At 29.9% G+C, this 21,547-nt stretch carries 17 protein-coding genes and 1 pseudogene; all 18 read right to left on the bottom strand.

Going from position 1 to position 21,547, the window contains the following annotated elements; all coding sequences use genetic code 11:
- A pseudogene (locus HMPREF0202_RS05950) lies at positions 1 to 254 on the bottom strand (phospho-sugar mutase); the annotation flags it as partial.
- A gap of 16 nt (positions 255 to 270) precedes the next feature.
- Entirely contained in the window at positions 271 to 1,884 is a 1,614-nt protein-coding gene (gene groL / locus HMPREF0202_RS05945; protein WP_023050144.1) for a chaperonin GroEL, read from the bottom strand.
- A 14-nt stretch (positions 1,885 to 1,898) separates the two neighbouring features.
- Complete coding sequence (gene galU / locus HMPREF0202_RS05940) at positions 1,899 to 2,777, bottom strand: UTP--glucose-1-phosphate uridylyltransferase GalU (protein WP_023050143.1); 879 nt, start codon at positions 2,775 to 2,777, stop codon at positions 1,899 to 1,901.
- A gap of 18 nt (positions 2,778 to 2,795) precedes the next feature.
- On the bottom strand, positions 2,796 to 4,718 hold the full coding sequence (metG, locus tag HMPREF0202_RS05935) for a methionine--tRNA ligase (RefSeq protein WP_023050142.1): 1,923 nt from the start codon (positions 4,716 to 4,718) through the stop codon (positions 2,796 to 2,798).
- Between the two features lie 22 nt (positions 4,719 to 4,740).
- Positions 4,741 to 5,382 carry a lysophospholipid acyltransferase family protein gene (locus tag HMPREF0202_RS05930; RefSeq protein WP_023050141.1) on the bottom strand — a complete coding sequence of 214 codons (642 nt, stop codon included), beginning with the start codon at positions 5,380 to 5,382 and terminating at the stop codon, positions 4,741 to 4,743.
- Positions 5,383 to 5,483: 101 nt separating this feature from the next.
- Complete coding sequence (locus tag HMPREF0202_RS05925) at positions 5,484 to 5,837, bottom strand: YbaB/EbfC family nucleoid-associated protein (protein WP_023050140.1); 354 nt, start codon at positions 5,835 to 5,837, stop codon at positions 5,484 to 5,486.
- Between the two features lie 75 nt (positions 5,838 to 5,912).
- Positions 5,913 to 7,631, bottom strand: a complete 1,719-nt coding sequence (sppA, locus tag HMPREF0202_RS05920; RefSeq protein WP_023050139.1) for a signal peptide peptidase SppA — start codon at positions 7,629 to 7,631, stop codon at positions 5,913 to 5,915.
- Between the two features lies 1 nt (position 7,632).
- Complete coding sequence (gene pepF, locus HMPREF0202_RS05915; protein ID WP_040406591.1) at positions 7,633 to 9,462, bottom strand: oligoendopeptidase F; 1,830 nt, start codon at positions 9,460 to 9,462, stop codon at positions 7,633 to 7,635.
- Between the two features lie 238 nt (positions 9,463 to 9,700).
- Positions 9,701 to 10,933: a uracil-xanthine permease family protein gene (locus tag HMPREF0202_RS05910; RefSeq protein ID WP_023050137.1), complete on the bottom strand. Its 1,233-nt coding sequence runs from the start codon at positions 10,931 to 10,933 to the stop codon at positions 9,701 to 9,703.
- A 61-nt stretch (positions 10,934 to 10,994) separates the two neighbouring features.
- Entirely contained in the window at positions 10,995 to 11,627 is a 633-nt protein-coding gene (locus HMPREF0202_RS05905; RefSeq protein ID WP_023050136.1) for a thiamine diphosphokinase, read from the bottom strand.
- Entirely contained in the window at positions 11,617 to 12,453 is an 837-nt protein-coding gene (locus HMPREF0202_RS05900; protein ID WP_023050135.1) for an endonuclease/exonuclease/phosphatase family protein, read from the bottom strand. Before HMPREF0202_RS05900 ends, HMPREF0202_RS05905 begins: the two co-directional genes overlap by 11 nt.
- A gap of 39 nt (positions 12,454 to 12,492) precedes the next feature.
- Positions 12,493 to 13,068: a D-sedoheptulose 7-phosphate isomerase gene (gene gmhA, locus HMPREF0202_RS05895; protein ID WP_023050134.1), complete on the bottom strand. Its 576-nt coding sequence runs from the start codon at positions 13,066 to 13,068 to the stop codon at positions 12,493 to 12,495.
- Between the two features lie 23 nt (positions 13,069 to 13,091).
- The gene (locus HMPREF0202_RS05890) at positions 13,092 to 13,958 is read right to left on the bottom strand and encodes a LysR family transcriptional regulator (protein ID WP_040406562.1); all 867 of its coding nucleotides are present in this window, start codon (positions 13,956 to 13,958) and stop codon (positions 13,092 to 13,094) included.
- Between the two features lie 139 nt (positions 13,959 to 14,097).
- On the bottom strand, positions 14,098 to 16,758 hold the full coding sequence (locus HMPREF0202_RS05885; RefSeq protein ID WP_023050132.1) for a valine--tRNA ligase: 2,661 nt from the start codon (positions 16,756 to 16,758) through the stop codon (positions 14,098 to 14,100).
- Positions 16,759 to 16,769: 11 nt separating this feature from the next.
- Complete coding sequence (gene yihA / locus HMPREF0202_RS05880) at positions 16,770 to 17,363, bottom strand: ribosome biogenesis GTP-binding protein YihA/YsxC (protein ID WP_040406560.1); 594 nt, start codon at positions 17,361 to 17,363, stop codon at positions 16,770 to 16,772.
- 17 nt (positions 17,364 to 17,380) lie between these two features.
- Positions 17,381 to 19,684, bottom strand: a complete 2,304-nt coding sequence (gene lon / locus HMPREF0202_RS05875; RefSeq protein WP_023050130.1) for an endopeptidase La — start codon at positions 19,682 to 19,684, stop codon at positions 17,381 to 17,383.
- A gap of 13 nt (positions 19,685 to 19,697) precedes the next feature.
- Positions 19,698 to 20,945: an ATP-dependent Clp protease ATP-binding subunit ClpX gene (clpX, locus tag HMPREF0202_RS05870; protein ID WP_023050129.1), complete on the bottom strand. Its 1,248-nt coding sequence runs from the start codon at positions 20,943 to 20,945 to the stop codon at positions 19,698 to 19,700.
- Positions 20,946 to 20,956: 11 nt separating this feature from the next.
- A complete protein-coding gene (gene clpP / locus HMPREF0202_RS05865) occupies positions 20,957 to 21,532 on the bottom strand; it encodes an ATP-dependent Clp endopeptidase proteolytic subunit ClpP (protein ID WP_023050128.1) in 576 nt (191 codons plus the stop codon).
- Positions 21,533 to 21,547: the final 15 nt, after the last annotated feature.

The raw sequence follows: 21,547 nt of genomic DNA, 5'->3' as shown, positions 1-21,547 counted from the left end.
ATTTCACCAGTAGACTCTAAAATATAGTTAGCGAGTCCTTGAGTTGCTTTTCTAATAGTATACTTGTTAATTCTATTGATACCAACTCCTCTAACTCCTCTCATTCCACCAGTTCCAAAAGAAAGATTTGTATAAAATCTATCTTCTATTTCTGCCTCGTTTCCTTTAATACTTTCTAAATCTTCTCTATCTTTTAAGTCAATATAATCTGATGTTAACCAATTGTTGTAATTTTCTAATGTAAATTTATCCATTTTACAAATCCTCCCCTTAAATAATATCCCCCATATTAGAATTTGAGTTTTCACTAATAGGTTCTTTTTTATTTGCAATAATAACCTCTGTTGTTAAAATTAAAGCTGCGATAGATGTTGCATTTTGTAAAGCTGAACGAGTAACTTTTGTAGGATCGATTATTCCATTTTCAATCATATGAACATACTCTTCAGTAGCAGCATTTAATCCAAAACCATCAGGTAAATTTTTAATTTTTTCTATGATAACTCCACCATCTAATCCAGCATTGATAGCTATTTGTTTCAATGGAGAACTAAGAGATTTCTTTAAAATGTTAGCTCCAATTCCTTCTTCGCCCTCAAGAGTAAAATCATTCATTTCGTTGGCAATTTCATTTAATGCTACACCACCGCCAGGAACAACACCCTCTTCAATAGCGGCTCTTGTCGCATTTAAAGCATCTTCTATTCTTAGTTTTTTTTCTTTCATCTCAACTTCAGTAGCAGCTCCAACTTTAATAATAGCCACACCACCAGAAAGTTTAGCTAATCTTTCTTGTAATTTCTCTTTATCATAATCAGAATCAGTGGTAGAAATTTGGTTTTTTATTTGAGCAATTCTACTATTTAAAATATCTTGATTACTAAAGCCATCTATAATAACAGTAGAATCTTTTGTAACTTTAATTTTTTTAGCTTTTCCTAATTGAGAGAGATCAGCATCCTCTATTTTCATACCTTTTTCATCAGAAATAACCTGTCCACCTGTTAAAACAGCGATATCTTCTAACATAGCTTTTCTTCTATCTCCAAATGCAGGAGCTTTAACTCCAATAACATTTAAAGTGCCTCTTATTTTATTTAGAACAAGAGTTGCTAAAGCTTCCCCATCTAAATCCTCTGCGATAATTAAAAGAGGTTTTGACGTTTGAACAGTTTTTTCTAAAAGAGGAAGAAGTTCTTTCATCGTTGAAATCTTTTTATCAGTAATTAAGATATATGGATTTTCAAGAATAGCTTCCATTCTTTCTGAATTCGTTACCATGTATGGTGATAGATATCCTTTTTCGAACTCCATTCCTTCAACAACTTCCAAAGTTGTATCCAATGAACGTGCTTCTTCAACACTAATAACGCCACTTTCTCCAACTTTTTCCATAGCTTTAGCTATTAGATCACCAATCTCTGTATCTCCAGCAGATATTGATGCAACTTGAGAGATTTCACTGTTAGATTGTACTTTTTTTGATTTTTTTAAAAGTAGTTCAACTGCTATCTTAGTTGCTTTTTCAATACCTTTTTTTAGAAAGATTGGGTTAGCTCCAGCAGAAACCATTTTAAGTCCCTCTTTAACAATAGCTTGAGCTAAAATTGTAGCAGTAGTTGTTCCGTCTCCAGCAACGTCATTAGATTTAGTAGCAACTTCTTTAATAAGTTGAGCTCCCATATTCTCAAAAGGGTCATCTAGTTCAATCTCTTTGGCAATAGAAACTCCATCATTTGTTATTAAAGGAGCGCCATAAGCCTTTTCTAAAACAACATTTCGTCCTCTAGGACCTAAAGTTATTTTAACTGCATCAGCTAAAATATTAACACCATTTTCTAATTTTTTTCTTGCATCAGCATTAAATTTAATAATTTTAGCCATAGAAAAAACCTCCGTTAAAATTTAATCTCCTCTTTTAAGTATTTTATAAGATCATCTTTAGTCTCTTCATTTCTAAGACCAAACTCTATATTAGCCTTTAGAAGTCCAATTTTATTTCCTATATCATATCTTTTACCTTGGAAATTATAGGCAACTACTTTTTGATCATCATTTAACATTTTTAAAATAGCGTCGGTAAGTTGAATTTCTCCTCCTTTACCAGGTTCAGTAGTTTCTAAATATTTGAAAATCTCTCCAGATAGAAGGTATCTTCCAAGACATGCTAAGTTAGAAGGTGCTTCTTCTAAAGTTGGTTTTTCTATAAAATCAACCATTTCTACAGTATTTTCATCTAAAATAGCAGCAGGTTTAACAATACCATATTTAGATACATCTTTATTTTCAACTTCTTGTACACCAATAACGCTACTTCCATATTTTTCATAAACATCAATAAGCTGTTTAGCAACAGGAGCAGTGGGATTATAAACAATATCATCACCTAACGCAATAACAAAAGGATCATCTCCAATAAATGATTTTGCTTTTAAGATAGCGTGACCTAATCCTAAAGGATGATTTTGTCTAACATAATAAATATTTGCCATACTAGAAATATCATCAATCTTTTTTAAAAGTTCAAACTTTCCATCTCTTTCAAGAGTATTTTCTAACTCATATGAAAAGTCGAAGTGATCCTCAATAGAATTTTTATTTCTTCCAGTAACAATAACAATATCAGTTATTCCAGATTCTACAAGCTCCTCTACAATGTACTGTAAAGAAGGCTTGTCAACAATGACAAGCATCTCCTTTGGTTGAGCTTTTGTTGCAGGTAAAACTCTAGTCCCTAATCCTGCAGCAGGTATAACAGCTTTTGTAACTTTTTTCATGAATAATTCCCCCTAAAACTATTTTATCTTAGATCCTATTTTAACACTTGAATCTACTTCAACAAGTTTTAATCTTTTCTTTTCAGTAGAGCTTAATAACATTCCCTGAGAAAGAACTCCTCTTAAAGTAACAGGAGGTAAATTTAAAATTGCTAAAACTTTTTTACCAACTAGTTCAGAAGGTGTTGGATAATATTTTGCAATTCCAGAAACAATTTGTCTTATTTCATTAGCTGTTTTTACTTTAAATTTAAGAAGTTTGTCAGCTCCCTCAATATTGCTAGCTTCTAATATTTCAACAACTTGAATATCTATTTTATCAAAATCAGCGATTTCTATTGGATTTTCAATTTTTAAATCTTCATTTATAGCAAGAGGATCTTTTTTAGCTTCTTTCTTTTCAACTTCAAGTCTTGGGAATATAGGTTCAGCAGTACCTAAGATATGTCCTTCGTTTAATAGATTCCATCCATCAACAGATTCTAGACTAGCTTCTAAAATATTATTAGAGAAACCTAATTGGTTCCAAATCTTTTGAGATGCTGTTGGCATATATGGAGCTGTCAAAACAGCAACTTTATAAAGAGATTGAACTAAGAAGTTCATAACTGTTGCTAATCTTTCATTTTTAGTTTCATCCTTTATAAGTAACCAAGGAGCAGTTTCATCAACATATTTATTCATTCTAGAGATAAATTTCCAGATAGCCTCTAAAGCTCTAGAGAATTCTACTCTATTCATATGATAATCAACTGCAATAACAGTTTCGTTCCAAAGAATTTTTACACTGTCGTCGATCTCTTCGAATACCTCTCCTTTTACAATTGTTCCGTTGAAATATTTTCCATACATTCCTAGAGTTCTATTTAAAAGATTTCCTAGGTCATTAGCTAAATCAGAGTTAATTCTTGTAACAATTGAAGGTGTTGAATAATCTCCATCATTACCAAAATTAACCTCTCTCATTAAACAGTATCTAAAAGCATCTACACCGTATTTAGCAATTTCATCTAATGGTGCCACAACATTTCCTTTAGATTTAGACATTTTTTCACCTTCAGAAGTCCACCAACCATGAGCTACAATTTTATTTGGAAGTTTAATTCCTGCTGATAAAAGCATACAAGGCCAAATAATAGCATGGAATCTAAGAATATCTTTTCCTAAAAGGTGAACAACCTCTCCATTATTCCAGAATTTGTCAAATAATTCAGGATTATTCTCATATCCAACAGCTGTTAAATAGTTTGTTAAAGCATCAAACCATACATAAGTTATATGTCCAGGAGCAAACTCAATTGGAATTCCCCATTCAAATGTATTTCTAGAAATAGATAGATCTTGAAGTCCTTGTTTTATAAATGAAACAACCTCATTTTTTCTAGAGTGAGGAAGAATAAAGTCAGGATGACTTTCAATATGCTCAAGTAAAGCATCTTGATATTTAGACATCTTAAAGAAATAAGATTCCTCCTTAACCATTGTTAGTTCTTTACCACAATCAGGACAGTGGTTTCCATTTACAATTTGATTCTCAGGAACAAATGTTTCACAAGAAACACAATATTTTCCTTCATATTCACCTTTATAAATATCACCTTTATCATAAACTGTTTTTATAATTTTTTTAACAGCCTCTTTATGTCTTGGTTCTGTAGTTCTTATGAAATCTGTATAATTGATATCTAATGCTTTCCACATATCAATAAATCTAGGAGCCATAGAATCTGTCCAAGCCTGAGGAGTTAAATCTCTCATTTTAGCAGCTTCCTCAACCTTTTGTCCATGTTCATCAGTACCTGTTAAAAAGAATACATCAAAACCTTTTGATTTTTTGTATCTAGCTAAAACATCAGCTGCAATAGTTGTATATGCACTTCCAACATGTGGATCTCCATTAACATAATATATCGGTGTTGTTACATAAAAATTTTTACTCATCTATTAATCTCCTTTCAAAACGTTATTTTTTTTCATTTAATATTTTTTCAGCTTCTTTATCTATTTGGAATAGGGCTTCTTTCGCTAAATCTAAATAATCATCTAAATTAGCATCACCAGGAATTAAAATGGGGTCTCCAATTAAGCAAACCATTTTAGAAAAAGGTTTAGGCATTTGAAATTTATCCCAAGCTTTTTCAAAAGTCCATTTATTACTAAATGCTACACCAACTGGAACTAGAGCTTTTCCAGATTTTTGAGCAAGATATAACATGCCAGGCTTAACCTCATAAATAGGACCTTTTGGTCCATCTAATGGGGTTCCCGCACTATGACCACTCTTAACTAATTTAATTAATTTTAAAACTGATTTAATTGAATCCTTTCCAGAAGAACCTCTAACCATAGTAAAGCCCATTTTTTCTAAAGGAATAGATATTAACTCTCCATCTTTAGAGGGGCTAGCTAAGACAGCTTTTTTTTCAGATAGATTGATTAGTCCTAGAGAGGCTCCAACAAGTTTATTGTGCCAAAAACCACATACATAATTTTCTCCCTCAACAAGTTTAGGACTTTTTATAATCTCTATTTTCATTGTTTTAGAAATAATTTTTAGTAGGTAGTAAAGTATTAAACCATATCTTTTATATTTATTATTTTCCATTAAAAAACCACCTATAATCAAAGTATTTTCAAATAATTATAACATAAATTTAAAGTAAAAAAAAGCACCAATACTTATTGTATCGGTGCCTAAAATTCAAACTAGAATAGACCTGGGATATTGATTCCACCAGTAACAGCAGACATCTCTTTCTCAGCTAACTCATCAGCTTGTCTCATAGCCTCAGTAACAGCAGAAAGAACAAGATCTTCTAACATCTCTTTATCTTCAACAGCATCTTTAATAGTCTCTTCAGATATTTTTATAGAAACGATATCTTTTTGTCCATTAGCTTTTACTACAACAGCTCCACCACCAACAGAAGCCTCAACTTCTTTTTCTTTTAATGATTCTTGAACAGAAAGCATTTGTTGTTGCATAGCTTGAGCTTGTCTTAAAATATCAGATTGAGAGTTTCCTCCAGTAGTTTTTTGTCCTTTTAGTTTTCTAACCAATTTAATCCCTCCTAGAATATATTGTGTAATTGTTATGATTATATCATAATAGAGAGTAACTTTTCAACTAGAGATTTAAAAGCTTAGGTATAAAATTGGTTTAAAGAATATATCTTCATTTTCAATTAAGTTTTTAAGATTTTCACTTTTGGTTAAAGATTTAAAAGAGAAAAAAGTTTGTATAGGAAATATTGTTGACTCAAACATAGTTTTTAAATCCTCTTCATAAGAAATTTCAGTAACAGAGTAATTGTCATTTATATTCAAGTCTGTAGCTAAAGTTTTTATAGTTGCATTTATTCCACCAATGGAATCAATAAGTCCAATTTTAATAGCTTCATCTCCTAACCAAACTTTTCCTTGAGCTATTTTTTCAACTTCTTCTAATGGTAAATTTCTTCCATAGGCAACTTTATTTAAAAACTCTTTATAAACCTTAAGATTAGAATTATATATTTTCTCTTGTCTTTCAGGAGTCATTGGAGCTGTTAAAGAGTACAAATCTGAATATTTACCATAAGATATATCATTCATATTGATACCAATTTTATTTGTAAGTTCTTTAACGTTGGGAATAAGACTAACAACTCCAATAGAACCAGTTATACTATTTTTATCAGCAAATATTTTTTTAGCAGCAGTTGAAATATAATAACCACCAGAAGCTGCTACATTTCCAATAGAAACATATATTGGCTTTTCAACATTTTTAATAGCATTACAAATAATATCTGATGCTAAAGCAGATCCACCAGGAGAATTAACTCTAATTACAATTCCTTTAACATTGTCGTCTTTTTCAGCTTTTTCCAAAGCAGAAATAAATTTATCAGGAGTTATAGTGCTAGCAGTAGGATTTTTAGAAGATGTATAATTAATTTCACCATCAGCATAAACTACTGCTATTTTATTATTAGATATTGTAGGTTTAAAAGATGGAATATACTCCTCTATATTAGTTATATTTTCAATATTTTTTTCTTTTTTGAAATTCTCCCAATAATTTAAAGTACTTATTAAATTATATTTTTTTAAAGATTCTGATGATTCTCCCATTAATTCTCCTGAAAGAATTGTAGAATTTAAATTATTAATTTCAATTGAACGGTTTTTAGATAAATCTTCAAGAAAAAAAGAGTAACTTTTATCTAGGATTCTCTTTAAATCAGAACGATTTTCTTCAGACATTTCACTTCGAGTATAATTCTCACCATAAGTTTTAAAGTCTCCCACATGAATAACATTAACATCTATTCCCAATTTTTCAGTTAAACCTTTAAAGTACGGGATATCTTTATTATATCCAGTAATGTTTACAGCAGTGGATGCTGCGGGAGGCATAATAATTTCATTAGTATAACTACTTATTAATAAAGAGTTGTTATCTAACATAGCTCCATATGAATATACAGGTTTAGTTGAAGTTTTAAATTCATTCAAAACTTCTCCAAGTTCATCAATTTGGCTTCTGCTTAAAGAGTTATCATCTAAAAATAATATAATTCCTTGAACATTAGAATCTTCTTTAGCCATACTTATATTATTTAAAAGTTGATAAAAATTTATACTCTTAGAGTTAAAATTAAGAGGACTTTGAATTAAAGTCTCATTAAACTCTTTAGCCAAATCTATTTTTAAGTATGATTTTTTAGTAATAGGGCTTTTTTTAGTTTTAGTAAAATAATTAAAAGCTAAAATTATTAAAACTAAAAGGAATGCAAACTTTATTATCATTGAAGAGATTTCTCTAATGATAAATTTTAGAAAGTTAAAAATCCATCTAAGTAAAAGCATATTAGATATCTCCCTTCTCTTTTTTTAGTTCCTCTTCTAAAAGATCTAAAAGTCTATTAAATTCTGTAGCAACAGCATTAAAAGCATCTTTTTTACTTAAGTCAACACCAGCTTTTTTTAGCTGATTCATAGGATGATCATTTCCACCAGATTTTAGAAGAGTAAGATACTCATTTTTTGCTTTCTCTCTTTCTTGAGGAGTATATTTTGTATTCGTTATTCTGTCATATAAATTTGCTGATGAAGCAAAACTAGTTGCATATTGATATACATAATATGGAGAGTTATAAAAATGAGGGATTCTTGCCCAAATAATCTTTTGTAATTCATCCATAGTTAATTCAGTTCCAAAGTAATCTTTAAATAAGTTTTCCATAATATTATTTAAAACTTCAGGAGTTATAGCACCACCATTTTCTACAATTTGGTGTGCTTGATACTCATAATCAGCAAATAGAGATTGAATATAGTAAGTTCCAACAATTCCACCGATAGCTTGTTCAATAAGAGCTATTTTCTCTTTAGGATCAGTTGTATTTCTTAACATATTATCAAGTAGTAATCTTTCATTAAATGTTGATGCAACTTCAGCAACAAAGATAGTGTAGCTACTAATTGGATATGGTTGATTTTTAGTAGATAACATAGAGTGCATAGTATGTCCAAGTTCGTGTGCTAAAGTGAAGACAGCATCCATTGTTCCGTTATAGTTAAGTAACATGTATGGATGTACATCGTATATATTTAAAGAGTATGCTCCACTTCTTTTGTTAGGTGTTTCATATACATCTAACCACCCTTCACTTAGAGCTGTATTTAATCCATTATAATAATCTTCACCTAAAGGTTTAACAGATTCTAAAACTGTATTTTTAGCTTCCTCATATGTAAATTCTTTATTGTAATCTACAATATTTACAGAGTTATCATAATAGTGATAGTCAGATAAATTTAAAGCGTTCTTTCTTAAAGCTATATATCTTTTTAAAGGTGCCGTATTTTCTTTTGTAGATTCAATTAAAGATGTGTAAACATCTAAAGGAATATTTTTAGGATTTAAAGCTTTTTCTAAACTAGATTTATAATTTCTAGATTGAGCTGTGGCAAAATCTCTTTGTAAAATACTTTTATAAATTGAAGCATATGTATTTTTATTAATATTAAAAGAGTTATAAAGAGCTTCAAAAACTTTTTTTCTATCTTCTTGATTTCTATTAGTTGAAATTACTTTAGAATAAACTCCATTAGTAACAGTAGTTTTACTTCCATCAGATAATTCAACATCATTCCATTTAATATCTGAGGTAGATAATTCACTGTATATATCAGATGGAACACCTAAATATTGTCCAAAGTATGATAATAATTTTTCTTTATCTGCAGATAAAACATGTTCTTGAAGTCTATAAATTTCCATTAAAGGGAATCTATTAGGTTCAAGAGTAGGATTTTCATTAATCCACGTAACCATAGTTTCTTTAGGAATAGTTAATATTTCAGGTGTAATCCAAGATGAAGAGATAGAATAGTTAGCATATATGCTCTCAATTTCTTGAAGTTTAACAGAAGCAACTTCATTAGTTGAATCTAAGTCTCTTTGTAAGTATGGATATAGATAAATTTTGTCTAAAAGTCTTGATATTTTTTCTTCAAGATCTATAAATTCAACAAAAGTTTTTGGATTTTTAGAAATCTCTCCTTGATATTTAGGAATTTCTGCCATAAGTTCTTTAAGTTTTACTAAATCAGCTTCCCATTGATTCCAATTTGGATAGATATCATTTAAATCCCATTTATATTGTTGTGCAATTTCATCTCTATTTTTTAGCATAGAAAAATCCTCCTTTTTTATTTCAGGTAATGGTTTTATTAAAGTATTTTGAGACTGTGACGATTTTTTTTCATAAAAATATTTACCAGCAAAAGCTAGATTTGCCATAAGAATAAGAACTATAAATTTCTTCATCTAATCCCCCTATATTCCTTTATTATATTTTATATATTACAACAAAAAATAAAAAATAGGAAGAAAAGCTTCAAACTTCTTCCTATTTTAATAGATTTTTTTATTAACTATCTAGTTGATCTTTAGGTAATATTTTATTTAACAAAACTCCAATCAAAGCTGCAATAGCAAGACCAGATAAAGAAACTGTTTTCCAAATAATAATATTATCAATAGCAATTCCTAAAACAAATATAAGAGATGCAATTAAAAGGTTTCTAGAGTGAGAAAAGTCAATTTCAGCATCTATAACAGTTCTAACTCCAACAGAAGCAATCATACCGAATAGTATAATAGATATTCCACCCATAACTGGAGTTGGAATGGTTTGTAAAATAACTCCAAATTTTCCGATAAAGCTTAGAACAATTGCGTAGCAAGCTGCAATTCTTAAAATAGCAGGATCATAAACTTTAGTGACAGCAAGAACACCAGTATTTTCTCCATAAGTTGTATTTGCAGGTCCACCTAAGAATCCAGCAGCAACAGTAGCAACTCCATCTCCTAATAATGTTCTTGAAATACCTGGATTTTTAAAGAAATCTTTACCAACAACAGCTCCATTTGTTGTAATATCTCCAATGTGCTCGATAAAAACAACTAATGCAATAGGTGCAATTGCTAAAATAGCTGTTGCAGAAAATTTAGGTAAAGTTAGTAAATCTTTTAATGCATCACCAGAAAAACCAATCCAATTTGCAGCAGCGATAGGTGCAAAATCTACTAATCCTAAGAAAATAGAAACTATATATCCAAGAATAACAGATATTAAGATTGGAACTAATCTAAAAAATGACTTTTCTAAGATTGAAATAGTTATCATAGAAATTACAACTATAAGAGCAACAATAAGACTTTTTAAGTCAAAGTGTCCGTTTGAATATCCTGCCATAGAAAGAGCTACTGGACTTAATCTTAATCCAATAACCATTATAATAGGTCCAACAACAACAGGTGGAAAGAACGATTTAATTTTCTCAACACCAAAAACTTTAATCATCCAAGACATAAAAATATAAACGAAACCAGCAGAGATAACTCCACCTTTAATAGCAGCAATTCCCTCTTCTTTTAAAACAAGAGCTAAGGCTCCAATAAAAGCGAATGATGACCCTAAAAAAACAGGAACAATTCCTTTTGTACAAAGATGAAAAAGCAGTGTTCCTATACCTGCTGAAAGTAAAGCTACTGATGGATTTAAACCAGTTAGAAATGGAACTAGAACAGTAGCTCCAAACATAGCTAGTACGTGTTGAATTCCAAGTAAAAGTTTACTTTTTGTTGATAAATTAGTCATTATTAAAATCCTCCCTAAAATTTTATACTATCAAATAGCCTACATTATTTTAAGAGTATTGTCAATCTAAACTTAATGCACCAAGAAGTTTACCAGAACTAAAAGATATAAAAGCTTCTTCAGAAGTAATAATATTGCTTAAACAGGTAGAATCTCCTCTTTTTAAAGTATGATTTTTAAGAGGATAAAAAAAACCTTCTAAAGTAAGATTTTCAATAGTATCTGAAAAAGGAATAAAAGATATTCTTTTATTTAAATTATTTTTTAAAATGAAGTTAGATGTTACTAAAAAAAGCTTTTCGGATCTATCTATAAAGATAATATTTTTGTATTTAAAAATAAGGTTTATATTAGTTAGCATATGATCTATTCTACCACCTAATCCACCAATAATATAGATTTCATCATAATTTAAAGAGGTTACGTATGATATTAAAAGTTCACCATCTGTAAAATCTTTGTCCTTATTAAATTTTTTTATAGTAACATTATTAGATTTTAATAAATCTAGAGATATTTGGTCTAAAGAATCAAAATCTCCCCAGACTTCTTTAGGAATATAGTTTAATTCAAGTGCTTTTTTAGCACCACCATCAGCACAAAAAAGGTGCTCAGTATTAATATTTAGATTACTATAAAAATCTTTACAATCGGGAAAATCTCCATTTAAAAATATAAAAGCTTTAGTCATCATCAATTTCTGTATCTACAACAATAAAAATTGGTAGATGATCAGAAACCTCCTTTCTTGTTTTAATAAAATCTCCTCTAGTAATATCGAGTGCTCCACTTTGACCTTTAAATTCTTGAGTATATTTTTTTGAAATAAAAATATTATCGTAAGAGTTCGCAAACCCTTTAGTTCCAACAGTTGTTTTTATTGATGGATCTAAAGTGTAAATAATATCATCACTATGATTAAAAATATCCTCAAAAGCTGAATCATTAGCAGGCAAATTAAAGTCTCCTCCAATTAAAATATCATTTTCATTAGGATCTAAACTTTGAAAATAATTGTAAACATTAATGAGTTTTTTTGCTTCAAATTGTCTTTGAGATATTTTTTTTCCATATATAGAATGTATTAAAACATAGGTGAAGTCAAAATTATTAATTTTAAATGTGGCTCCATATGGTTCACGAATAAAATCATCATTCTCATCAGGATAAAAACCTTCGCTTTTAATAAAATTGACCTTATTTTTTTTATATAAAAAAGCATAATACTCTTTGTATTCATCAGTACCAACAGGGTAAGGAGAAATTTCATATCCCCATTTTGAATTACTTATTTTTTCAACTTCAGATAAAAGTTTAAAGAGTCCTTTTTTATTCATAACTTCTACCAAACCAACAATGTCAAAAGGTTCGATGGATTTTGCTAAATGTTCATAGTCTTTGGTTCCTTTTCCTAGTCTAAGAGTATTAAAACTGCCGATATAAGCTTTATTTTCAGGTTCTGTTGAAAAAGAAAAGGAAAAAATAGAGAGCAATAGAACAAGAATCAACTTAAAAAACATATAAATCACCTCAAAAAAAATACCCTAAAAAGGGTATTTTTAATAATTTTCAGGGAACATTATTTTTTCTACACCTTCAATGATAATATGTAGTATCATCATGTGTATCTCTTGAATTCTGTCAGAAGTATTTCCAGGGATGATAAATTCATAATCACACATTCCTTTAAGTTTTCCTCCATCTTTACCAAGAAGTACACAAGTTTTAAGTCCCATTTTTTTAGCTGTTTCAACAGCTTTTATAACATTTGCAGAGTTTCCACTTGTAGAGATACCGATAAACATATCGCCTTCTTTACCATAAGCTTCTACCCCTCTAGAAAAGATATAATCAAAGCCATAATCATTTCCAACACAAGTTATATGTGATGAATCAGATAAAGATATAGCAGGTAGAGCTCTTCTATCTTTTCTAAATCTTCCAGTAAATTCTTCTGCAAAATGAAGTGCATCACAGTTACTACCACCATTTCCGCAGATTAGAACTTTATTTCCCAATTGGAATATATTAGCTAAATCTTTTGCTACTTTTTCTGTTTCTTTTTTTTCTGCTTCTTCTTTTATAAAATTTTCTAAAAGAGAAGCTGTTATTTTATACGAATCTAATAAATTCATATTAGCCTCCTAAATTACAAAAATTAAAGTTTAAAATTTTTAACAAAATTAATAAATTTAATAATATGTGCAAGATTTTTCTTATCTTTAGTTATAACAATTTGATAAGAGTCTGTAACCTCATCAATAGTTCTAATAACTTTAAATTCATCACTTTGTATCTCTTTATATACAGCATAGTAAGGAAGGATAACGTTACCAATTCCCTCTTTAACCATTCCTTTAATAACACCTAAGTTACCAAGTACAGGTATTTTTGTATTGAAACAAATATGATTTTTATCTTCTAAATGACTGATAGCTTTATCATTATTGTAGATATTTTTTCTAGAGATTAATGGTTCTTTAGAAACAGTTTCTAATTTTTGTGTATTTTTTGTACCAACAAGAATATATGGAACAGAACCTACAGTAATAACTTCTAAGTTAGGATCAGTTATATGCTCTTCATCTATTAGAAGTATATCTAGTTCACCTTCTTTTAGCAGTTTTAAAAGCCAAGCTTTAGTAGAAATAGTAATATCATATTCAATTTCATCATGTAAAGAGATAAAATCTTTCATTAAAAGAGGAAGTAAAGGTTCACCAATAACAGATGTAGCTCCAATAGATATTTTAGCTTTATCTAAATTGATAATTCTTTCCATCTCTTTTTCAGCTCTTTTAACTTTTTCAAAAATTTCTTCTGCCATTTTAAAAAGAGCTTCCCCAGTGTAAGTTAATTTTATTTTCTTAGAGCTTCTATCAAAAAGTTTAGAATTTAAAATCTCCTCAAATTTTTTTACTTGTATCGAAACCGCCGATTGATTTATGTATAATTTATTAGCTGCTTTAGTAAAACTTTTTTCTTTAGCTACCTCATAAAATATTCTTAAATAATGTAAATCCAATTGTATCACTCCCAACTATTATTATTATGTATAGTTACCATTCTATTTTAGCATAATTTTAACATAATGAATACAATTTATTTAAAAAAAGTAGTAGGAAGTAAATTCCTACTACTTAAAAAGCTTTAAAGTGATACTATTATTGGAAATTTTTTAAGTTTTCCATTAGTTTATCATACTTATCTTGGAACTCTTCTTGGATTCTTTTTTCTCTATCTAAGATATGAGCTGGAGCTTTAGATGTAAATCTTTCATCAGAAAGTTTAGCATTAACTTTATCTAAATCTTTTTTAACTTTTTCAAGCTGCTCATTAATCTTTTTGATTTCTGTTTCAACATCTAGAAGACCAGTTAAAATCATGAATACTTCAGAATTTCCATTTACTCTGAATCCACTTTGTTCAGGAGTAGTAAGGTCAGTTCCTACAGTTAATTCTTCAATTTTAGCAAGTTTAGTTATAAATAACTCATTAGCTTTTAATGTTTCTAATTCTGTAGGATTAGAAGTTCTAATAACAACTTTTGCTTCTTTAGCTGGAGAGATTCCTCTTTCTGCTCTAATATTTCTTAATGATGAAATAAGACCTTGAATATATTCAAAAGCTTTTTCTTTATCATCGCTTACAAGAGAATCATTACAAACTGGATAATCAGCAAGCATGATAGTTTCTCCGTTTACTTTTATTTTTTGCCAAATCTCTTCAGTGATAAATGGCATAAATGGATGTAAAAGTTTTAATCCAGCTTCTAAAACTGTCCATAGAACATATTGAGCAGTTTGTCTAGATTTTACTCCTGATTCCTCTTTATTATATAATCTAACTTTAGCTAATTCAACATACCAGTCACAGAAGTCTCCTCTTAAGAACTCATAGATTGATTTAGCAGCTTCATCTAATTGGAATTTTTCTAATTTATCAGCAACATCTTTAGAAGTTTTATTTAATTTAGAGAAAATCCACTCATCAACTAATTCAAGTTGAACATTCGATTTATCAAATGTTTTTATATCGAAATCTTCAAGGTTCATAAGAACAAATCTTGAAACGTTCCAGATTTTATTAGCAAAGTTTCTACCCATCTCTATTAATTTTTCAGAGAAATGAACATCTTGACCTTGAGAAGTATTGTAAATCATTGTAAATCTAATAGCATCAGCACCGTATTCTCCAATTAAATTTAATGGATCTGGTGAGTTACCTAATGATTTAGACATTTTTCTACCAACTTCATCTCTAACTATTCCATGTAGGTAAACATTTTCAAATGGAATATCATCCATAGTATACATACCAAACATTACCATTCTAGCAACCCAGAAGAATAAAATATCGGCACCAGTTACTAGTGTAGAAGTAGGATAGAATTTTTCTAATTCAACTGTTTTTTCCGGCCAACCTAAAGTTGAGAATGGCCATAAAGCAGATGAGAACCATGTATCTAAAACATCTGTTTCTTGAGTTAATTCAACATCTTTACCATAGTGAGCTTTAGCTTGAGCAAATGCATCTTCTTCTGTTTTAGCAACAAAAATATGCATATCAGGTCCATACCAAGCAGGTATTCTATGTCCCCACCAGATTTGTCTAGAGATACACCAATCTCTGATATTCTCTAGCCAGTTATAGTAAACTTTTTCCCATCTTTTAGGCATAAGTTTAACTTTTCCATTTCTAACAACTTCTAAAGCTTTTTCTGCTAGAGGTTCCATTTTAACAAACCATTGTTTTGAAACTCTTGGTTCAACAACAGTATTACATCTATAGCATCCTCCAACATTGTGCGAATGAGCTTCGATTTTAACAAGTAATCCTTGCTCTTCTAAGTCCGAAACAATTTTCTTTCTAGCATCAAATCTATCCATTCCAGCATATGCAGGGTAGTCGTTAACAACTTTTCCATCAGGAGTCATCATATTAATAATAGGTAGATTGAATTTTTGTCCTAAAGCAAAGTCGTTAGGATCGTGAGCAGGAGTTATTTTAAGTGCTCCAGTTCCAAATTCCATATCAACATATTCGTCAGCGATAACAGGAATCTCTCTTCCAACAAGAGGTAAAACTACATTTTTACCAACAAGATGAGAATATCTTTCATCATTTGGATTAACTGCAATAGCTACGTCAGCAAGCATAGTTTCAGGTCTTGTAGTAGCTATAATTAAAAATTCATCAGAATCTTTAACAGGATATTTAATATTCCATAGTGAACCAGCCTTTTCCTCGTGATCAACTTCATCATCAGCTAGTGCAGTACCACATCTAGGACACCAGTTAACCATGTATTCACCTTGATATATTAATCCATCATTGAAAAGTTTAATAAAAATATCTTTAACAGATTCAGAAAGACCTTGATCCATTGTGAATCTTTCTCTTTTCCAATCTAAAGAAGCTCCTATTTTTCTAAGTTGAGTTGTAATAACACTACCATACTGCTCTTTCCATTCCCAAACTTGTTTAATAAACTCTTCTCTACCTAAGTCCTCTTTAGTTAAACCTTCGTCAGCTAATTTTCTTTCAACTTTATTTTGAGTTGCAATACCAGCATGGTCAGTTCCAGGCATCCAAAGAGTATTATATCCGCTCATTCTTTTATATCTAACAAGTACATCTTGAATACTGTTATTAAGAATATGTCCCATATGTAATATACCAGTTACATTTGGAGGTGGAATAACTATAGAGTAGTTTGGCTTACTATCATCTAAAGTTGCAGCAAAAAAATTTGATTCCTCCCAATATTTATACCATTTTCCCTCTATTTCATTAGGGGAATAAGTAGTTGCTAATTCGTTCATTTTAAATCCTCCTATTCAATTTCTCCCTCTAAACAACTTTCAATATAATTTAAAATTTGTTCTTTTCCGTTATTATTTAATGATGAGTGGAAGAAGACGTCATCATTATGGAAATCAATTTTTGTTCTAATATCTTTTAAAGCTTTAAATTTTTCATTATTAGAAACCTTATCCATTTTTGTAAAAATTATTTTAAATGGAGTTCCATAATGATCTAACCAATTAAGCATTTCAAGATCTTCACCACTAGGGATTCTTCTTATATCTAATAGAACAAAAACAAGTTTTTTTCTAGGACTAGCAAGGTATCTCTCCATAGTTAATCCCCATTCTTTTTTCATCTCTTTAGGAACCTTAGCAAAACCATATCCAGGCAAATCAACAAAGAAAAATTCTTTGTTGATTAGAAAATAGTTAATTAACTGAGTTCTTCCTGGAGTTTTACTAGTTTTAGCTAATTTATTTCTTCCTGTAATACTATTTATAAGAGATGATTTTCCAACATTAGATCTTCCAACAAAAGCAAATTCAATATGATTTAACTCTTCAGGATAATCTTTTTCAAATACAGCTGATTTAGTAAAATCTGCTTGTTTTATATTCATTGTGTTACCTCTTTTCATTATTTTTCAAGAGCAAGTTTTTCAACATCTTCATATGTTGAAGCAAAGTATATTTTTATATCCTTCATTACTTCTTCTGGAATCTCTTCAACATCAACTTTATTATCATCTGGTAAAATTATATTTTTAATTCCAGCTCTATGAGCTCCAATAACCTTTTCTTTAATTCCACCAACAGGTAAAACTTCACCAGTAATTGTAATTTCACCAGTCATAGCAAATGTTTGCTTAACTTTTCTTCCTGTTAAAACAGATAGAATAGTTGTAGTTATGGCAATACCAGCAGATGGACCATCTTTTGGTGTAGCTCCTTCTGGGAAATGAAGATGTATATCTTTTTTCTCTAAAACAGTTGAATCAATTTGGAATTTATCAAGATTAGCTTTTAGGTATGTAAATGCAACCATTGCAGACTCTTTCATAACATTTCCAAGAGTACCAGTTAGAGAAAGATTTCCTTTACCTGGAATTTGAACTCCTTGAACTTCTAGAGTCATTCCACCAACTGATGTCCATGCTAAACCATTAACTACTCCAACTTTTGAAACTGCTTTTTTCATTTTTTCAGGCCTAAATTTAGGATGACCTAAATAAGACTCAAGATTTTTTACATTTATGCTAACTGATTTAGCTTCTGTATCAATAACTTTTCTAGCTACTTTTCTAAATAAAGATGAAATCTCTCTTTTTAAATTTCTAACTCCAGCTTCTTTAGTATACTCATCAATTATTTTTAATACAGCTTTATCAGTTATACTGATTTTTATGCCATTTAGACCATTTTCATTTTGAGCTTGCTTAATTAGATAGTTATTAGCAATATGTAATTTTTCAAACTCTGTATATGAAGAAAGGTTGATAATTTCCATTCTATCTCTTAAAGGTCCAGGGATACTTCTTAGATCATTAGCAGTAGCAATAAAGAAAACTTTAGATAAATCAAAAGGCATATCTAAATAGTGATCTTCAAAGTGCTTGTTTTGCTCAGGATCTAGAACCTCTAACATAGCTGAAGCAGGATCTCCTTTAAAATCACTAGACATTTTATCAATCTCGTCAAGTAAGATAACAGGATTAACACTACCAGCATTTTTAATAGCTTTAATAATTCTTCCTGGCATAGATCCAATATATGTTCTTCTATGACCTCTTATTTCAGCTTCATCTCTAACTCCACCAAGAGAAACTCTAACAAAATTTCTACCAAGAGAATCAGCGACAGACTTAGCTAAAGATGTTTTACCAACTCCTGGAGGTCCAGCTAAACAAAGGATAGTTCCTTTCATGTTTGGATTTAATTTTTTAACAGCTAAATAATCTAATATTCTATCTTTAACATCTTTTAATCCATAATGATCTTTTTCTAAAACATCATGAGCAATTTTTAAATCTAAAGTTTCTGGAGTAATTACTCCCCAAGGAAGCTCTAAAACTGACTCAATATATGCTCTAGAAACTGTAGCTTCAGCAGAGTATGGGGCCATTTTTCCAAGTTTTTTTAACTCAGCCTCAAGTTTTTGCTTTGCATCTTCAGGTAATGGAGAATTTTTAACTTTATCATAAAGCTCATCAGTTTCTTCATCTCCACCAGTTTTTCCAAGCTCTTCTCTAAGAGTATTAATTTTTTCTCTTATGAAGTAACTTTTTTGACTTTCGTTAATTTTTTCTTTAACTTTTTGGTCTACTTTTTGTTCAATAGAAGCAATTTCGATTTCATCATTTAAAATTTCTAGTAATCTGTATCCTCTTATATTAACATCTAAAATTTCTAAAAGTTCTACTTTTAAATTCTCTTCAATTTCTAAATTAAAGGCAATTGAATCGAAAATTTTTCCAGCCTTTCTAAGACCTTTTAATTGAACCATTAATTCAGCACTAACTTGATTAGTTAATGTAGAATATTCTTCAAATAAAGTGATAACCTTTCTCTTTAAAGCTGTTAGTTCAGGTGATGATTCTTCAGTTGCAGATATAACGCTATATTCAGCAAATAAAATACCATCTTCTTCAATAACGTCTTCAATAAGAACTCTTTTATCAACTTCAATAAGAACTTTTATACTTTTATTAGGTAAAGGAATAGATTGCACAATATTTGCTAGAACTCCAATCTTGTGAACTCCTTCAGGTAGAACAGGGTTTTCTTCTAAAGAATTTTTTTGTAGACTAAGAACTAATTTATTTTTTGTTTTCATTGCAAAATTCATCGTTAATAAGCTTCTTTCTCTTCCAACATAAAGAGGAGATGCTGTTCCTGGGAAAAGTACCATTTCCCTAGTAGGTAAAAAAGGTAATCTACTCATTAGTAATCACTCCTTAGTGTTCAATTTTAACTTTTGTTGAATCTTGAATTGAATCAGCATTAATTGTAACCTTTTTTATAGTTTTATCTGAAGGAATCTCAAACATTAAATCTGTCATAATATTTTCAATAATAGATCTAAGACCCCTTGCACCGATTTTTCTATCTAAAGCTAAAGCGGCAATTTTTTTAAGAGCTTCATCTTCAAATTCAAGGCTAACATTTTCCATTTCAAAGAATTTTTGATATTGTTTTACAATTGAGTTTTTAGGTTCAGATAAAATCTTTATAAGTGCAGTTTCATCTAAAGGAGATAGTGTTGTAATAACAGGAAGTCTTCCAACTAACTCTGGAATTATTCCCTGCTTGACTAAATCTTCAGGAAGAACTTTACCTAAAAGCTCTATTTCTTTTTCAGCTTCAATAGTATCTTGAGAAGCTCCAAAACCAAGAACTTTTTTATTAGTTCTAGATTTAATAATTTTTTCCATTCCCTCAAATGCCCCACCAACTATAAATAAAATGTTAGTAGTATCAATTTCTATAAGTTCTTGATTAGGATGTTTTCTTCCACCCTGTGGTGGAACTTGAGATTTTGTACCCTCAATAATTTTTAAAAGAGCTTGCTGAACTCCTTCTCCTGAAACATCTCTTGTAATAGAAACATTTTCAGATTTTCTTGCAATTTTATCTATTTCATCTATATAGATAATTCCTCTTTCAGCAGCTTCTACATTATAATCAGCAGCTTGTAATAATCTAACTAAAACATTTTCAACATCGTCTCCGACATATCCAGCTTCAGTAAGTGTTGTAGCATCAGCAATTGCAAAAGGAACATGAAGTGTTCTTGCAAGAGTTTGTGCTAAAAGAGTTTTACCTGAACCAGTAGGCCCAATAAGAAGTACATTTGATTTTTGTAATTCAACATCTTTACTTCCTTGATCTTTATGCATTATTCTCTTATAGTGATTGTAAACAGATACAGCTAAAACTTTCTTACTTTCATCTTGACCAATAACATATTCATCAAGTTTTTCTTTAATTTCTTTTGGTGTAGGTAGCTTTATTCCTGTTAAAGAATGATTTGAAGAGTTTTCAGAATGCTTTTCACCATAGTAAATATCATTTTCGTAACCAAGCATATCAAAACATGTTTCAATACACTCGTCACATATAAATGATCCATCAATACCAGAGAAAAGTTTTGAAACTTCATCTTGTCCTCTTCCACAGAACGAGCAATGTTCTTTTTTGTTCATCTCTTCCCTCCTTATCTAACGAAAACATGATCTATTAGACCAAATTCTTTAGCTTCTTCAGCGCTCATAAAATTATCTCTTTCAGTTGCAGATATTATTTCATCAACTGATTTATTTGTATTTTTACTTAAAATTTTAGAAGTTAAATCCTTCATTCTTAAAATCTCTTTAGCTTGAATTTCAATATCTGTAGCTTGTCCTTTAGCTCCACCAAGTGGTTGGTGAATCATAATTCTAGAGTTTTCAAGTGAATATCTTTTTCCTTTAGCCCCAGCAGAAAGTAATAGAGCACCCATACTTGCAGCTTGTCCAATACAAACTGTTTGTACATCAGGTTTAATGTAATTCATAGTGTCATAGATTGCCATACCAGAAGTGATAACACCTCCAGGACTATTTATATACATAATTATATCTTTATTGGGATCTTCAGCTTCTAAAAATAGGAGTTGAGCAACAATTGCATTAGCTATTTGATCATCAATCTCACTACCTAAGAATATGATTCTATCCTTAAGAAGTCTTGAGTAGATGTCATAGGCTCTTTCACCTTTTCCTGTGTTTTCAATAACTGTTGGACTGTACATTTTTTTCCCTCCTTT

Source organism: Cetobacterium somerae ATCC BAA-474, from assembly GCF_000479045.1.
Lineage (GTDB): Bacteria > Fusobacteriota > Fusobacteriia > Fusobacteriales > Fusobacteriaceae > Cetobacterium_A > Cetobacterium_A somerae.
The sequence above is the reverse complement of the archived record's forward strand: the minus strand, read 5'-3'. Positions and strand labels throughout refer to the sequence as shown.

Coding starts and splice junctions, on each gene's coding strand:
- groL (WP_023050144.1), bottom strand. CDS start 1,884: ATGGCTAAAATTATTAAATTTAATGCTGATGCAAGAAAAAAATTAGAA.
- metG (WP_023050142.1), bottom strand. CDS start 4,718: ATGAGTAAAAATTTTTATGTAACAACACCGATATATTATGTTAATGGA.
- clpX (WP_023050129.1), bottom strand. CDS start 20,945: ATGAACAAAAAAGAACATTGCTCGTTCTGTGGAAGAGGACAAGATGAA.
- HMPREF0202_RS05910 (WP_023050137.1), bottom strand. CDS start 10,933: ATGACTAATTTATCAACAAAAAGTAAACTTTTACTTGGAATTCAACAC.
- lon (WP_023050130.1), bottom strand. CDS start 19,684: ATGAGTAGATTACCTTTTTTACCTACTAGGGAAATGGTACTTTTCCCA.
- galU (WP_023050143.1), bottom strand. CDS start 2,777: ATGAAAAAAGTTACAAAAGCTGTTATACCTGCTGCAGGATTAGGGACT.
- sppA (WP_023050139.1), bottom strand. CDS start 7,631: ATGCTTTTACTTAGATGGATTTTTAACTTTCTAAAATTTATCATTAGA.
- yihA (WP_040406560.1), bottom strand. CDS start 17,363: ATGAATATAAAACAAGCAGATTTTACTAAATCAGCTGTATTTGAAAAA.
- HMPREF0202_RS05930 (WP_023050141.1), bottom strand. CDS start 5,382: ATGGAAAATAATAAATATAAAAGATATGGTTTAATACTTTACTACCTA.
- clpP (WP_023050128.1), bottom strand. CDS start 21,532: ATGTACAGTCCAACAGTTATTGAAAACACAGGAAAAGGTGAAAGAGCC.
- HMPREF0202_RS05885 (WP_023050132.1), bottom strand. CDS start 16,758: ATGAACGAATTAGCAACTACTTATTCCCCTAATGAAATAGAGGGAAAA.
- HMPREF0202_RS05900 (WP_023050135.1), bottom strand. CDS start 12,453: ATGTTTTTTAAGTTGATTCTTGTTCTATTGCTCTCTATTTTTTCCTTT.
- HMPREF0202_RS05905 (WP_023050136.1), bottom strand. CDS start 11,627: ATGATGACTAAAGCTTTTATATTTTTAAATGGAGATTTTCCCGATTGT.
- gmhA (WP_023050134.1), bottom strand. CDS start 13,068: ATGAATTTATTAGATTCGTATAAAATAACAGCTTCTCTTTTAGAAAAT.
- pepF (WP_040406591.1), bottom strand. CDS start 9,462: ATGCTAAAAAATAGAGATGAAATTGCACAACAATATAAATGGGATTTA.